We start from the raw sequence: 17094 nt of genomic DNA on the forward strand, positions 1-17094 counted from the left end.
GTTAAGTGGCAGCGTATGGTTGCGCCGCCGACGAAATAAAGGCATTTCGTCCAAGGTTGTCCTAACTCGACGGTGCATAAGCGGGACGAGTGACTGTTCCGATGGAAGCGGCCCCCAAACAGCACCGATCGCCTACAGTACGAACTCGATAGAGGACAACGCTTGACCGTACGGGGGCATCGCGGGGAGGCCGTGAAGGTGCCACGACATGCGTCAACGCAGTAAACAAGGCTTACTCAGCCGTTCCAATGAGGAGGCGGAATGGATTCGTTCGGGGCGACCAATGATCAAGTGGACCGCTCAGGTACGGCCAATTCTTCGTCCAGCGTGAACACGCCCAGCAAGAGCGCCACACCCGTCACTCCTGTCGCTGTCATCGGCGTCGGGTGCCGCCTCCCGGGCGGCATCGATTCACCAGAGCAGCTCTGGGAAGCGTTGCTGCGCGGTGATGACCTGGTCACCGAGGTTCCGGGCGACCGCTGGGACGTCGACGACTACTACGACCCCGAGCCCGGGGTGCCCGGCCGGTCGGTCTCGAAGTGGGGCTCGTTCCTCGATGACGTTTACGGCTTCGATCTCGAATTCTTTGGGTTCGGCGAGCGCGAGGCCACCGAACTCGACCCGCAGCACCGGATCGTGCTGGAAACCTCCTGGGAAGCCATGGAGCACGCCGGCCTCACCAAGGAGGCCATCGCCGACACGCTGACCGGCGTTTTCCTCGGATTGACACACGCCGACTACCAATTGCTGGCCGCCGACGCGCACGCCGTCGAGGGACCGTACGGCTTCACCGGCAACAACTTCAGCCTGGCATCGGGCCGCGTGTCATACGCCCTGGGCGTGCACGGACCCGCAATGACGGTGGACACCGCCTGCTCGTCGGGCCTGACCGCGATCCATCTGGCCTGCCGCAGCCTGCACGAGCGCGAAAGCGACCTGGCTCTGGCCGGTGGCGCCTCGGCCACGCTGGACCCCCGCAAGTCGGCCGCCGGGTCGGCCCAGGGCATGTTGTCTCCCACCGGTCGCTGCCACGCCTTTGACGTCGCCGCCGACGGGTTCGTGTCCGGCGAGGGCTCCGTCATGTTCCTGCTCAAGCGCCTGGACGACGCGCAGCGCGACGGCGATCGCATCCTGGCCGTCATCCGCGGGACAGCCGCCAACCAGGACGGTCACACCGTCAACATCGCCACGCCATCGGAGAAGGCGCAGTCCGAGGTGTACCGGGCGGCGCTCGCCGCCGCCGGCGTCGACGCCGCCACCGTCGGGATGGTCGAAGCGCACGGGACCGGCACCCCGATCGGTGACCCGATCGAGTACGCCAGCATCGCCAACGTGTACGCCATCGAGGGGCCGTGCGCGCTGGCCACCGTGAAAACCAACTTCGGCCACGCCCAGTCCGCCTCGGGCGCCCTCGGTGTGTTGAAGACGGTGCTGGCCCTGCAGCACGGTGTGATTCCGCAGAACCTGCACTTCACCAAGCTGCCCGACCAGATGGCCAAGATCAAGACCAATCTCTTTGTGCCGCAGGAGAACACGCCGTGGCCCAACAATGGTGCGCACCCGCGGCGCGCGGCGGTGTCGTCGTACGGCCTGTCGGGCACCAACGTCCACGTCGTCATGGAGCAGGCACCGGAGCCCGCCACCCAGGCCGCGACGGACTCGCCGGCGACGGCGCCGTTTGTGTTGCCGTTGTCGTCCACCTCGGTCGACGAGCTTCGCCGCACCGCCGGCCGGCTGGCCGACTGGGTGCAAACGCATGACGACGTGCCGTTGCCGGATCTGGGCTACACCCTGGCCCGTCGGCGGGTGCACCGCCCGGTGCGTACCGCCGTCGTTGCCAGTAACCCACAGGAACTCACCGAGGCGCTGCGTGCGGTCGCCGACGGCGACACCCCGTACGAGGCCGCCGTCGGCCGGGATGACCGCGGACCGGTCTGGGTGTTCTCCGGTCAGGGTTCGCAGTGGGCCGCGATGGGCGCCGAACTGCTGGCGACCGAACCGGTGTTCGCCGCAACGGTCGCGCAGCTCGAGCCGCTGATCGCGCGCGAATCGGGATTCTCGGTGACCAACGCGATGTCGGCCCCGCAGACCGTAACCGGCATCGACCGTGTCCAGCCGACGATCTTCACCATGCAGGTCGCGCTTGCCGCCACTATGAAGGCGTACGGGGTGCGCCCGGGCGCGGTGATCGGGCACTCCCTCGGTGAGGCCGCGGCAGCCGTTGTCGCAGGCGCACTTTCGCTGGAGGATGGGGCGCGTCTCATCTGTCGCCGCTCGCGGCTGATGTCCCGAATCTCCGGCTCGGGCGCCATGGCGTCGGTGGAATTGCCGGCCCAGCAGGTCCTTTCAGAATTGATGGCCCGCGGCGTCAGCGACGTCGTGGTGGCAGTGGTCGCCTCGCCGCAATCCACCGTGATCGGCGGTGCCACCCAGACGGTGCGCGAGTTGGTCGCGGCGTGGGAGGAGCGCGATGTGATGGCCCGCGAGGTCGCCGTCGATGTCGCGTCGCACTCGCCACAGGTCGACCCAATCCTCGACGACCTGACTACTGCGCTCGCCGACATCAAGCCGCAGAAGCCCGAGGTTCCGTTCTACTCGGCGACGCTGTTCGACCCGCGTGAGCCGGTCATGTGCGACGCCAGGTACTGGGTGGACAACCTGCGCAACATGGTGCGGTTCTCCGCGGCGGTGCAGGCCGCCCTCGAGGACGGCTACCGGGTATTCGCCGAGCTGTCACCGCACCCCCTACTCACCCACCCTCTCGACCAGACGGCCCGCCACCTTGACATACCGGCGGTTGCCCTTGCCGGGATGCGCCGCGAACAAGAGCTGCCAAATGGCTTGCGCGACTTCTTGATTGCTCTACACAGTGCCGGCGCCGCCATCGACTTCTCGACGCTGTACCCGACCGGGCACCTGGTGGACGCGCCGCTGCCCACGTGGACGCACCGTGACCTGCGCCTGAGCCCCGGCGATCAGGACAACTCGGCCCGCGGTGGTTCCACCATTTCGGTGCACCCGCTGCTGGGTTCGCACGTGCGCCTGCAGGAAGAACCTGAGCGCCACGTCTGGCAGGTCGACGTCGGCACCGGCGCCCAGCCTTGGCTGGAGGACCACCAGGTTCGCAATGTCGCCGTGCTCCCCGGTGCTGCGTATTGCGAAATGGCCTTGGCCGCAGCACAATCGGTGCTCGGCGAGGCGTCCGAGGTGCGCGACATCCGTTTCGAGTCGGCGTTGCTACTGGACGAAGAGACGCTGGTCGGCGCCTCGGCGGCGGTGGCACCGTCGGGTGTTTTCAACTTCCTCGTGGAGACCAATCAGGGCGGCGAACAGGCACGGCAAGCAGCCGGATCACTCCACGTCGCGGAGGACGAGCAGCCGCCTGCCTACGACGTGTCTGCGCTCCTTGCCGCGCATCCGCGCGAAGAGGACGGCGAAGAGGTCCGCAAGGGCCTGGACGCCCGTGGTGTCCAGTACGGTCCGGCGTTCACCGGGCTCGGCGCGCTGCACCTCGTCGAGGGTGAACCCGAAATCGGTAACACCGTGCTGGCCGAGGTTTCGCTCCCTAGCCAAATCCGCACGCAGCAAAGCGCTTACGGCGTGCATCCGGCCTTGCTGGACGCCTGCTTCCAGTCCGTCGGCGCGCACGCCGAGGTGCGCGCGCTGGGTGAGGACGCACTGGCGTTGCCGTTGGGTGTGCGCCGTCTGCGCTCCTACACCCCGGCCCGCAACGCCCAATACTGCTACTCGCGGATCACCAAGGTCGATGCTGTCGGGATCGAGTCCGACCTCGAACTGCTGGCCGAGGACGGCACGGTCCTGCTCAAGGTGGAAGGGCTGCGGTTCGGCACCGGTGTCTCCGCGAGCGGTCGCGACGCGAAGGTACTGGCCGAGCGGCTGCTGACCGTCGAATGGCGGCACCGGGAATTGCCTGAGGTGGAACAGACCGCGGCCGGAAACTGGCTGCTGATCGGCACCGTCGATGCGGCTGAAGAGCTGACCAACTCGCTGGTCGACGCCCTGAAAAATCATGGCGCGCAATGCAACACCATGTCCTGGCCGCAGAACGCCGACCACGCCGTGAACGTCGAAGAGCTGAAGAATCAGCTTGGTTCCACCGACTACACCGGCGTGGTGATCCTCACCGGACCGAAGACCGGCGAGGCCGACGACCAGTCGCCGAAGCTGGGCCACGACAACGTGCAGCATCTGGTGCGCATCACCCGCGAGCTCACGGAAACCACCGGCGAGCACACCCGCCTCTACGTGGTGACGCACGGCGCCCAGACCGTGGTCGACGGTGACGTCGCCAACCTGGAACAGGCCGGGCTGCGCGGTCTGATCCGGGTGATCGGGACCGAGCATCCGCACCTGCACGCCAGCCAGATCGACTTGGACGACTCGACCGATGCCGACCACCTGACACGGCAACTACTCAGCGAGTCCGACGAGGACGAGACCGCCTTCCGCCACGGCGACTGGTATGTCGCGCGGCTGTCCCCCACTCCGCTGCGCCCCGAAGAGCGGAAAACGACCGTGGTGGACACCGAGCACGACGAGATGCGCCTGCAGATCCGTACGCCCGGTGACCTGGAATCGATCGAACTCGTTGCCGGCCAGCGGATTCCACCGGGACCGGGACAGATCGAAGTTGCCGTCAGCGCATCCAGCATCAACTTCGCCGACGTGCTCAACGCGTTCGGCCGCTACCCGGCCTTCGAGGGACGGCTGCCGGCGCCGGGCACCGACTTCGCCGGTGTCGTCACCGCTGTCGGGCCGGATGTCACCGACCACAAGGTCGGCGATCAGGTCGGCGGCATCTACGCCGACGGCAGCTGGGCGACGTTCATCACCTGCGACGCCAACCTGGCCGTCACCCTACCGGCGGGCTTGACTCCTGAGCATGCCGCGGCGATCACCACCGCCCACGCGACTGCCTGGTACGGCCTGCAAGAGCTAGCCCGGATCAGGCGCGGCGATAAGGTGCTGATCCACTCCGGGACCGGAGGGGTGGGGCAGGCGGCTATCGCCATCGCCAGAGCCGCAGGCGCCGAGATCTACGCCACCGCAGGTAGCGAAGAGCGTCGGCAACTGTTGCGCGACATGGGCATTGAGCATGTCTACGATTCGCGCAGCGCCGATTTCGCCGACGAGATTCGTCGCGACACCGAAGGGTACGGCGTCGACATCGTGCTGAACTCGGTCACGGGCGCCTCCCAGCGCGCGGGAATCGAATTACTGGCGCTCAGCGGGCGATTCATCGAGATCGGCAAACGCGACATCTACGGCGACACCCGGTTGGGGCTGTTCCCGTTCCGGCGCAACCTCTCGTTCCTTGCCGTTGACCTCGGGTTGCTGGGCTACAGCCACCCGGAGCGGCTGCGCGAGATCCTGGACACGGTGTACAAGCTCACCGCGGATGGCACGCTGCCGCTGCCGGAGACCACGCATTATCCGCTTGCCGACGCGGCCAATGCCATCCGGACGATGAGCGGCGCCCAGCACACGGGCAAGCTCGTGCTGGACATCCCGCATGCGGGACGCAGCAGCGTCGTGCTGCCACCGGAGCAGGTGCAGGTGTTCCGGGGCGACGGCTCCTACATCGTCACCGGTGGTCTGGGTGGCCTGGGCCTGTTCCTGGCCGAGAAGATGGCGTCGGGCGGCGCGGGACGCATCGTGCTGTCCTCGCGTTCACAGCCGACGCCGGAGGCGCAGGAGTCGATCGAGCGCATCCGCGCCGCCGGTGCCGACGTCGTCGTGGAGAGCGGCGACATCGCTGAAGCCGGCACCGCGGAGCGGTTGGTGAACGCCGCGACCGCCACCGGCCTGCCGCTGCGCGGCGTGCTGCACGCGGCCGCGGTGGTCGAGGACGCAACGCTGGGCAACATCAGCGACGAGCTCCTCGAGCGCGACTGGCTGCCAAAGGTCAACGGCGCGTGGAACTTACACACCGCCACCGCCGATCAGCCGCTGGACTGGTTCTGCGTGTTCTCCTCGGCGGCCGCGCTGGTGGGCTCACCCGGGCAGGGCGCATACGCCTCGGCCAACAGCTGGGTGGACGCCTTCACGCTGTGGCGCCGGGCTCAGGGACTCCCGTCGATCTCGATGGCGTGGGGCGCCTGGGCGCAGATCGGTCGCGCCACCGAGCTGGCGGAGAGCGCGGCCGACATGGCCATCGCTCCCGACGAGGGTGCGTACGCATTCGAAACGTTGCTGCGCCATAACCGCGCCTACACCGGCTACGCGCCGGTCACCGGCACGCCGTGGCTGTCACTGTTCGCCGAGCGCAGTCCGTTCGCCGAGGCATTCCGCTCGACGGCTCAAGGCTCAACGGGCACAAGCAAACTGCGCGCCGAGCTCGACGAGCTGCCATTGGAAGAGTGGCCGATCCGGTTGCGGAAGTTGATCTCCGAGCAGGTCAGCCTCATCCTGCGGCGCAGTGCCGACCCCGACCGCCCGCTGTCGGAGTACGGCATGGACTCGCTGGGTGCGCTGGAACTGCGGACCCGCATCGAGACCGAGACCGGCATCCGCATCACCCCCACCGACCTCGCGTCGATCAACACCATCCGGGGTTTGGCGGACTTGCTCTACGACAAGCTCGCACCAGCCGAGGCTGCCTGACACGGCGGTCTCGACGACAACTACGTGCGGCGTCGCCGCACGCAGTTGTCGTTTAGGAGCAAGAATTCCGGCCCCCGGGTTCGTGGGCGGTCACCGAAAGATGTTGCGCGCTGCCCACTGTCAGCCGTGGATCGGCCCAAAATACCCACACCGCCGGCCAAGCCGGCCGGGGTGGAGCTACCCCGAGCTTCCGGTCATAGCGATCAGCACCCGCTGGAGCCGCTGGATGAGTTTCTCGATGCGGGCGGTGGTGAACAGCTCGGTGTCGTATTCGACGCGCAGGCCGATCTCGTGACCCGGAACGGCCTGCACCGTCAGCGGGTAGTGGTTGTACTCACGGCTACTCACATCGCTGAAGGTCAGTTCGTCAATGCCCAACAACGTCGCGGCGTCGATGGGGTAGTTCTCGTAGACGAACAGGGTGTCGAAGAGCTGGTCGTGGCCGGTCAGGCGGTGAATCTCGCTGAGCGCCAGGTGCTGGTGCTCCAGGGTGTCGTTGTAGGCGCCCTGCAGCTGCTCCAGCAGATCGCCGATGGTGGCGGTCGCGTTGATGCTGGCCCGCACCGGCACCGTGTTGATCAACAACCCGACCATCGACTCCGCGCCGGCCACCTCGGTCGGCCGCCCCGACACCGCGGTACCAAACGCCACGTCTTGCCGCCCGGTCAACCAACACAGCAGCTGCGCCCAGGCCGCCTGCAGCACCGTATTGACCGTGGTGTGGCACGAGCGCGCCAACTCCCCTAGCGCAGCCGATGTCTCCGCAGGCACCGTGAACGATTCCACGCCACGGCGTCCCAGCCGTTCGCGGCCAGGCTCCGCCACCAGCGCTGGGCTGTCGAATCCGGCGAAGACCTCACCCCAGGCGGCTTCGGCGGCGGCTTTGTCGCGCTCGGACAGCCAGGTGACATACCGGCGATACGACGTGGGCGTGCCCAGTGTGTGGCCGTAGTAGCCGGCGAAGATCTCCTGCAACAGGATTGGCTTGGACCAGCCGTCCATCACGATGTGGTGATTGGTCAGCACGAACCGATGCTGGTCGGCACCGGTACGGATCAACGCCGCCCGAAACGCCGACTGATGATCCAGGTCGCAGATCGCGGCACGCTCGGCCGCGCACAACCGCTCCACCTGCGCATCGACATCGTCACCGTCGAATTCCGCGTACTGCCAAGGCACCACGGGATTGGCAGGGATGATCTGCACCGGTTCGTCGCAGTGGTCGCTGAATCGGGCGACCAGGTGCGGGTGCCGGCGCACCACAGCCTGGACCGCATCATGCAAACGCTGGGCATCCAGCGGCCCGGACAACGTGACACCGAGTTGGACCGCGTAGAGCTCGCCCAGATCGTCAGTGCTGCCGTGGCTGATGCTGGTGTGGAAGAACAGGCCCTGCTGCAGCGGGGTCAACGGCAAGACGTCGGCGATCTGGTGCTCGCGCTCGAGCTCGTCGATCTGGTCCTGGCTCAGCCGCGCGGGAACGAGATCCGACGGGGTCAGCCCACCGCCGCCGCCGCGCACGTACGCGCAGATCCCGGCCAGCGCCTCGAACCACAACTGGCTCAGCCGACCGATGTGCGCGGCATCGACTGCCGACGCGGCCCAGGTCCAGTTGGCCTGCAGCTGGGGGCCGGCCTCGGAATCCATGGTGACGGCATTCAATTCGAGGGTGTGGGCCAGCGGCATAGCCACCACGGTGGCCGCCCCGCTCGTCAAGCCGTCGGCGCCAAGCCGCCAGAACTCGTCAGACAACTCTGCGGCACCGCCCATGCGGCCCAGGTAGTTGAACCCGATCACCGGATCCCAATCCCCCACGGCCACGTCGGAATTCAGGTACCGCAGCAGCCCGTAGGTCAGCGGGTCAGGCAGGGCACGCAACTGCTCTTTAGCCGCCTTGACCAGCGAACCCAATGCCGTTGCACCAGAAGCGATCTGGCTCCAGTCCAACCCACCGACGTTCAACGCCACCGGGTACTTGGTGGTGAACCAGCCCACCGTGCGCGACAAGTCCACGTCGGCACCGAGCTCTTCATGGCGGCCGTGTCCCTCGACGTCGATCCCGATCGCTCCCTGGGTGCCCAACAGCTCCCGCAGAGCCATCCCGAACGCAATCAGCAACACGTCGTTGACCCCGGCATGAAACGCCGCGGGCACCTCACCAAGCAGCAGCCGTGTGGTCTCGACGTCCAATTCCACCGACAAGTTCTGCGCGGTGAGGTACGTGTCCTCAGGCTGCGCCGCCGGCAGGACGGCCGGAGTCGCCGCCACCTGACGCCACGCCTCCGCTTGTTCGATCACGTCAGGGCGACGCGCGTGCTCGCTCAGCAGCGTGGACCAGCGGGCAAACGACGTGCCAGCGGCGGGCAAGGCCACCGGCTGACCGCTGTGATGCTGGGCCCACGCGATGTTGAGGTCTTCGAGCAACACCCGCCACGACACCCCATCGACCGCGAGGTGATGAATGATCAACGCCAACTGGCCCGACGACTCCGCCCACACCGCGCTAAGCATCACTCCCGCAGCCGGATCCAGCTGCGAACGGCCCGCCACCAACGCCTCATCGGAGAGCACATCCACCGACTGCACGTGCACTGCCACCGAGCCCGGCTCGGGCACCATCAGCGACCAACCCCCGGCCTCGTCGGTGTCCACCCGCAACCGCAACATGGCGTGACGATCCAGCAAGCCCTGCAGCACCACCACCACATCGGCGTGCGTCGCCCCTACCGGGGCGTCGACGACCACCGTCTGGTTGAACTGCTCGACCGGACCCTCAACACTCTGCAGCCAACGAATGATCGGGGTGGCCTCGATCGCCCCCACACCCTCATCGACCAGGAGATCCTCATCGGTGGCCACAGTCGCCACGGTGGCCAGCCGGGCCACGGTCTGCTCAACGAAAATGTCCCGCGGGCGGCACAGCACCCCGGCCGCCCGGGCCCGGGCGGCCACCTGCATCGACAAAATGCTGTCGCCACCCAGATCGAAGAAGGAGTCATCGACCCCAACGCGCTCGAGGCCGAGAACCTGGGCGTAGATCCCCGCCAGAATTTCCTCGACGGCATTCGCCGGGGCCCGGTAGCTGCCACTGCCGTCCTGGTATTCCGGCGCGGGCAGCGCCCGGGTATCCAACTTGCCGTTAACCGTCAACGGCAACGCCTCGACCGCGACCACCGCCGCCGGAACCATGTACGCGGGCAACCGCTCGGCCAGTTGGGCGCGCAGATCCGCCGGGTCACCCGTGCCGGTGACATAGCCCACCAGCCGCTTGTCACCGGGGCGGTCCTCGCGGGCGATCACCACCGCCTGCTCGACACCCGCCAATTCGCCTAGCGCAGTGCGGATTTCGCCAAGCTCAATCCGGTATCCGCGGATCTTGACCTGCTCGTCCGCACGCCCCACATAGCGCAGCTGACCGTCGTTCCCCCACCGCACCAGGTCGCCGGTGCGATACATCCGATCGCCCGCATCACCGAACGGGCAGGCCACAAACCGGGTGGAAGACAAGTCCGCACGGCCCACATAGCCGGCCGCCAGTCCCGCACCGGCCACATACAATTCGCCCACCACGCCGGCGCCCACTGGGCGCAGCCAACCATCGAGCACGAAGAACCCGAGGTGAGCCAACGGCACCCCGATCGGGCTGTCCGTGCTCTCCAGGTCGCTGTCGACGATCTCGCGGTACGACGCGTGCACCGTGGTCTCGGTGATGCCATACATGTTGATCAGCCGCGGCGGCCCCGGGTGGTTGCGGAACCACGCCGAAAGACGTTGAGGCTCAAGGGCTTCCCCACCAAATACCACCGTCTGCAACTTCAGCTGGTGACCCAACTCCGGCGAGAGCGCATCGGCGGTCTGCAGGGCGTAGAACGCCGACGGCGTCTGGCTCAACACACCGACGTGTTCGGCGGCGAGCAACGCATGCAGGTCCTCGGGCGAGCGCACCACCGCGTCAGGCGCCACCACCACCCGTCCGCCGCCGAGCAGGGCGCCGAAGATCTCCCACACCGAGAAATCGAAGGCCAGCGAATGGCACTGAGACCACACCTGGCCCAGTTCCAGCTCGGCATCCAGCGCCTCGAGCAACTCGATGACGTTACGGTGAGTAACCGCAACACCTTTCGGGGTGCCCGTCGTGCCCGAGGTGTAGATGATGTAGGCAATGTCGTCCGCGGCCGGCGTCGGCAGGCTGCTGACCGGCTGGCTGGCGACGGCGGGGTCGTTGATGTCGATGACCGCCAGGTCGCACCCGTCAAAGCGCGGCGTCAGCTCTGCATTGGTCACCGCGGCGATCGGGGCCGAATCGCCGATCATGAACTGCATGCGCGACGACGGATGCGCGGGGTCCATCGGCAGATAGGCCGCACCGGTCTTGAGCACAGCCATGATCGACACGATCGCCTCGATCGAACGCGGCAGCAGCAATGCCACCCGCTCGCCGGGACGTGCACCTTGACCGATCAGCAGGTGCGCCAACCGGTTCGACGCCTCATCGAGCTCGCAGTACGTCATCGACGCACCTTCGAAAGTGATCGCGCCCGCCTGCGGGATGCGGGCCACCTGCCCGGCGAACACCGCGGGGATCGACGGCGCAACGAGTACCGGCTGGTTCACGACGGCTCGGTTGCCCCACGCGTCCAAGCGGGCATGTTCGCGATCGTCGAGCAGATCGATCGACGACAACGCCCGTTGCGGGTCGGCCATCATCGCTTCGAGAACCCGCTCGAGCCGCTGCACGAGTGCCTCGATGCTGGCTGCATCGAAGACGTCAGTGTCGTATTCGACGCGAAGACCCAGCTCGTGGCCCGGAAGCGCCGCGACGGTCAGTGGGTAGTGGTTGTACTCGCGATTGCTGAAGTCGGTAATGGCCAGCCCGTTGACCTCGCCCAGCGCCGTGACGTCGATGGGGTAGTTCTCGTAGACGAACAACGTGTCGAACAGCTGGTCGAGACCCGTAATGCGATGAATGTCGCGCAACGCAACATGCTGGTGATCGACGGTCTCGTTGTAGGCATTCTGTAGCTGCTCGAGCAGCCCCGCGGTGGTTCCGGCCGCGACCAGATCGGCGCGCACGGGCACGGTGTTGATCAACAGGCCCACCATCGACTCGGCGCCCGCCATGTCTGTGGGCCGACCGGACACGGCCGCACCAAAGGTGACATCACGCTGGCCGGTCAACCCGCACAGCAACTGTGCCCAGGCCGCCTGCAACACGGTGTTGACCGTGGTGTGCTGCGCGCGCGCGAACTCGCCCAGCGCCGCCGTCGTCTCGGCAGGCACGCGGAAGGACGCGACATTGCGCTGCCCCTGTGCGAGTCGCTCCGTCGGACCGACCAGGGTGGGGGTGTCGAACCCGGCCAGCACCTGACCCCAGGCCGCTTCGGCCGCCGCGTGATCGCGCTCGGCCAGCCAGGTCACAAACCGGCGATACGGAATCGGCGCACCCAGCTGGTGGCCGTAGTAGCCGGCGAAGATCTCCTGCAGCAGGATCGGCATCGACCAGCCATCGACCACGATGTGGTGGAACGTCAAAACCAGCCGGTGCTGGTTGTCGCCGATGCCGAGCACGCCCGCCCGGAACGCCGGCTGATTGGCCAGGTCGCAGATCGCGGCACGCTCGGCCGCGCAGATCCGCTCGACCTGCTCGGCGACGTCGGTGCCGTCGAGTTCGACGTACTGCCATGCCATGACCGGGTCGGCCGGGATGATCTGCACCGGCTCCTCGAACTGATCGTAGAAGCGCGCCACCAAGTGCGGATGCCGGTGCACCACAGCCTCCACCGCGTCGCGCAAACGCTGCGCATCCAGCGGGCCGGCCAAGGTGATTCCGAGCTGCACCGCGTACAGCTCGCCCAGATCGTCGCCGTCGTCGGCAGCGCTGGCGTGGAAGAACAAACCCTGCTGCAACGGCGTCAGCGGCAAGACGTCGGCGAAGTGGTGCTCACGCTCGAGCTGATCGATCTGCGGCTGGGTGAGCCGCGCCGGGGAAAGATCCGACGGGGTCAGCCCACCGCCGCCGCGACGCACATAGGTGCAGATGCCGGACAAAGCCTCGAACCACAAGCGGCTCAATTCATCAACCTGCGGGCTGTCCAGCACCGAGACCGCCCAGGTCCAGTTGGCCTGCAGCTGCGGACCGGCTTCGGTGTCGAGCGTTACAGCGTTGAGCTCGACCGTGTGGGCCAGTGGCATGGCCACGACAGTGGCCGCCCCGCTCGAGACACCGTCCGCGCCGACGCGCCAGAACTGGTCGGACAAGTCCGCGCCGCCCATGCGGCCCAAGTAGTTGAACCCGATCACCGGATCCGAATCCCCAACAGCCACTTCGGAATTCACATACCGCAACAGTCCGTACGACAACGGATCGGGCAGCGAACGCAGCTGTTCTTTGGCGGTCTTGACGAGCGCCCCCAACGATGCGCCGCCGGACGTCACCTGTGCCCAGTCCAGCTGACCAACGGTCAGGGCCACCGGGTATTTGGTGGTGAACCAGCCCACCGTGCGCGACAAGTCCAGGCTGCCGTCCAGCTCTTCGTGGCGGCCGTGGCCTTCGACGTCGATGCCGATCGGGGCACTGCTGCCCAGGAACTTGGCCCACGCCAGGCCGAAGGCGATGAGCAGGATGTCGTTGACCCCGGCGTGGAACGCCGCGGGCACCTCACCAAGCAACTGCCGCGTCGTCTCAGCGTCCAGCGAGACCGACAGGTTCTGGGCGGTCTCGTAGGTGTCGCCTTCGCCCACCGTCGGCAGGGCCGCCGGAGTGGCCGCGACCTGGCGCCACACCTCGGCGGAATCGACAACCGTTGCGTCGCGCGCGTGCTCGCTCAGCAGCGTGGACCAGCGGGCAAACGACGTGCCACCGGCGGGCAAGGCCACCGGCTGACCGCTGTGATGCTGGGCCCACGCGATGTTGAGGTCTTCGAGCAACACCCGCCACGACACCCCATCGACCGCGAGGTGGTGAATGATCAACGCCAACTGGCCCGACGACTCCGCCCACACCGCGCTAAGCATCACTCCCGCAGCCGGATCCAGCTGTGAACGGCCCGCCACCAACGCCTCATCGGAGAGCACATCCACCGACTGCACGTGCGCCGCCACAGACCCCGGCTCGGGCACCATCAGCGACCAACCCCCGGCCTCGTCGGTGTCTACCCGCAGCCGCAGCATGGCGTGACGATCCAGCAGGCCCTGCAGCACCGCCACCACGTCGGCGTGCGTCGCCCCCGCCGGGGCGTCGACGACCACCGTCTGGTTGAACTGCTCGACCGGACCCTCGACACTCTGCAACCAACGAATGATCGGGGTGGCCTCGATCGCCCCCACACCCTCGTCGACCACACCGTTCTCGTCGGTAGCCACGGTCGCCACGGTGGCCAGCCGGGCCACGGTCTGCTCAACGAACACATCACGCGGCCGGCACACCACCCCGGCCGCCCGGGCCCGGGCGGCCACCTGCATCGACAAAATGCTGTCGCCACCCAGATCGAAGAACGAGTCGTCCACCCCGACCCGCTCCAGCCCCAGCACCTGGGCGTAGATCCCCGCCAGGATCTCTTCGACCACGGTCGACGGCGCTCGGTAGCCACCGCCGGTGTATTCGGGTGCAGGCAGGGCGCGCTTGTCGAGCTTGCCGTTTTGTGTCAGCGGCAGCGTTTCCAGCACGACCACGGCGGTCGGCACCATGTAGGCCGGCAACCGCTCGGCCAGTGCCGAACGCGCGGCGACCGGGTCGGTGGCGCCGGTGATATAGCCCACCAGACGCTTGTCACCGGGGCGGTCCTCGCGGGCGATCACGACCGCCTGCTCAACCCCATCCACCGCGGCCAGCGCCGCCTGGACGTCGCCGAGTTCGATGCGGTAACCGCGGATCTTGACCTGCTCGTCCGCACGCCCCACGTAGCGCAGCTGACCGTCGTTGCCCCAGCGCACTAGGTCTCCGGTGCGATACATCCGGTCCCCGGCCTCGCCGAACGGGCACGCGACGAATCGGGACGCCGACAATCCGGGACGGCGGACATAGCCGGTACCGACGCCACGACCGGCGACATACAACTCACCGACCACACCGGCGGGCACCGGGCGCAACCAACCGTCCAGGACAAAAAGCGCGGCCCCCGAGACGGGGAATCCGATCGGCACGGGTCCCGAACCGGCCTGCAGCGGCGCACTCAACGTCGCGTACACGGTGGTCTCGGTCGGCCCGTAGCCGTTGATCATCACCCGGCCCGGCGCCCAGCGGTCCACGACCTCGGCCGGGCACGGCTCGGCGGCCACCACTAACGCGGCGGCCTCTAAACCCTCAGGCGACAACGTCCCCACGGCAGTGGGTGTTTGGCTCATGACGTCGACACGTTCGGCGACCAGCAAGGCGTGCAAGTCGTCCGGCGAGCCCGCCACCGATTCCGGCACCACGACCAACCGCCCGCCATGCAGCAGCGGACCCCAGATCTCCCACACCGAAAAGTCGAAGGCCAGCGAGTGGCCTTGCGTCCATACGCCCGCGCGATCCAGTGCGGGGTGCAGCGATTCGAACAGACGGGTGACGTTGTGGTGCGTGACGGCGACGCCCTTGGGGACCCCGGTGGTGCCCGAGGTGTAGATGATGTGGGCGATGTCGTCGGGGTTGGGCAACGGCAGCGCGGTGCCAGGCTGGAACGCGATAGCCGGATCGTTGAGGTCAATGACGGCGAACTCGCACGCGTCGAACCGCTCCGCCAGGTCGCTGGTGGTCAGCGCGGCTACCGGTGAGGCGTCGGCGACCATGAACTGCAAGCGCGCCGCGGGCAGACTCGGGTCGATCGGCAAATACGCCGCCCCGGTCTTGAGCACCGCCAAAATCCCTACGATCGCCTCGGTCGAGCGCGCCGACAACAACGCCACCGACCCACCCGGGCCCACGCCCTGGGCCACCAGCAGGTGCGCCAAGCGGTTCGAGGCCTCGTCCAGCTCGCGATAGGTCAGCGATCGATCCCCACAGCTCAGCGCCCCCGCATCCGGGACACGCTGCACCTGCTGGGCCCACAGCTCCGGAATCGACACCGGGACACTCGCCTGGGTCAGCACCGCGCGGTTGCCGATCTCGTCCAGGCCGGCCTGCTCATCGCCGTCGAGCAGATCGATCGAGGACAGCCGCCGCTTCGGATCCGCGACCATCGCTGCCAGTACTTGCTCGAGCCGGCGCGCCAGATCGGCGACCTCGAAATTCGACAACGGCCCGCCGGCACCGGCTGTGCTCAAGAACAGCTCGTCACCGTCACTGGAGAAAATCAGCCCGAATCCGCCCACCTGGCCGGAGTTGGTGTAGGACGCCGAGGCCGTCACCCCACCGAACGGCAGCGTGAATCCGGCTGGAATGAAATTCAGGTTCACCCGCTGAGCCGGCTGCCCCGACCCGCGCGCTTTGCGCTCCAAGGCATGCACGGGATACCGCTGATGGGCTACTGCCTCCCGGATACGGGTGTCGACGTGAGCGCACAACTCGCTCACCGTGTCCCCGGGGGCCACACCGATGACCAGCGGCACCGCCCCTGCCACCATTCCGGGCAGGGTCTTAGCGTCCGGGGCGACGCGGCGGTTGACCGGGAAGTCGAACACCACCTCGGCGCCCTCGGCGCACCAGCCCCGCACCAGCAGTGCACACGCTGCGGTGATCACCGAGGTTCGCGGCACGTCCCACTTGCGGGCCAGCTCCTCGACGCGGCCCACGATCGCCGGGTCGATGGCCACCGGCGCGGAAGGCCACGGATCGCGCTCACTCGAATCATCGAGCCCGTAATCGCCGGCGCTTTCGGCAGGCAGATTCTGCGACCAATACGCCTCGTCCTCGCGATACTCGTCCGAGGACTCGTACGCCAGCTCGGTATCCACCAAGTCCTGCAGCGAGCCAAAGAGAACCGGCGGCAACGGCGCACCCGACACAATCGCCGAGTACACCGACGCAATGCGCTGCCCCACCAAAGCCACGCCCGTGCCGTCAATGGCGATATGGTGCGCACACGCCAATAAATAAAATTCGTCGGGCCGCGTCTTAAATAAGGCAAACTTAAATAACGGACCCGTCAACGGCATCGGCGTCCGCTGGATCGACAAAGCTGTGTCGCGAGCCTCTTGGACGGCTTGATCGGAACCGCTCAGATCATAAAAAGCCAGGTCTACATCGGGATAGTCAACTGCTCGCTGAAAAACCCGGCCATCCACCTCGAAAAATGCGGCCCGGGCGGGCTCAGCTTCTTGAACAACCCGCCGTATCGCCCATTCCAGCGAACCCCGCTGAACTACACCCTCAATACGGACAAAAAGGCCCAGCTGCCACTCGACAGAAGACAGACCTGTCTCCTGGGCAAGCCAAATATCTAACTGCCCCCGTGTAAGCGGAAATGCCAAATCATCGTCAAGATCAATTGGACTTCCCCAGAGCTCCACAGGAGCCCGATCATCAAGCTTCATCTAATCCCCCAAAGCCCGACT

The 17094-nt window shown here is 67.0% G+C and carries 2 protein-coding genes; one reads left to right on the forward strand and one right to left on the reverse strand.

The genetic code is table 11. The features are described from left to right. The first annotated feature begins 261 nt into the window (after window positions 1–261). The gene (pks2, locus tag MNAB215_RS26360; protein ID WP_077081390.1) at window positions 262–6624 is read left to right on the forward strand and encodes a sulfolipid-1 biosynthesis phthioceranic/hydroxyphthioceranic acid synthase; all 6363 of its coding nucleotides are present in this window, start codon (window positions 262–264) and stop codon (window positions 6622–6624) included. A 177-nt stretch (window positions 6625–6801) separates the two neighbouring features. Here pks2 and MNAB215_RS26365 read toward each other — a convergent pair whose 3' ends face one another. Next, the gene (locus MNAB215_RS26365) at window positions 6802–17073 is read right to left on the reverse strand and encodes a non-ribosomal peptide synthetase (RefSeq protein ID WP_077081391.1); all 10272 of its coding nucleotides are present in this window, start codon (window positions 17071–17073) and stop codon (window positions 6802–6804) included. Window positions 17074–17094: the final 21 nt, after the last annotated feature.

Origin of the sequence: Mycobacterium numidiamassiliense (assembly GCF_900157365.1) — a bacterium.
GTDB lineage: Bacteria > Actinomycetota > Actinomycetes > Mycobacteriales > Mycobacteriaceae > Mycobacterium > Mycobacterium numidiamassiliense.

What these genes read in the sequence shown, in the direction of transcription:
- pks2 (WP_077081390.1), top strand. Translation starts at nt 262, where the DNA reads ATGGATTCGTTCGGGGCGACCAATGATCAAGTGGACCGCTCAGGTACG.
- MNAB215_RS26365 (WP_077081391.1), bottom strand. Translation starts at nt 17,073, where the DNA reads ATGAAGCTTGATGATCGGGCTCCTGTGGAGCTCTGGGGAAGTCCAATT.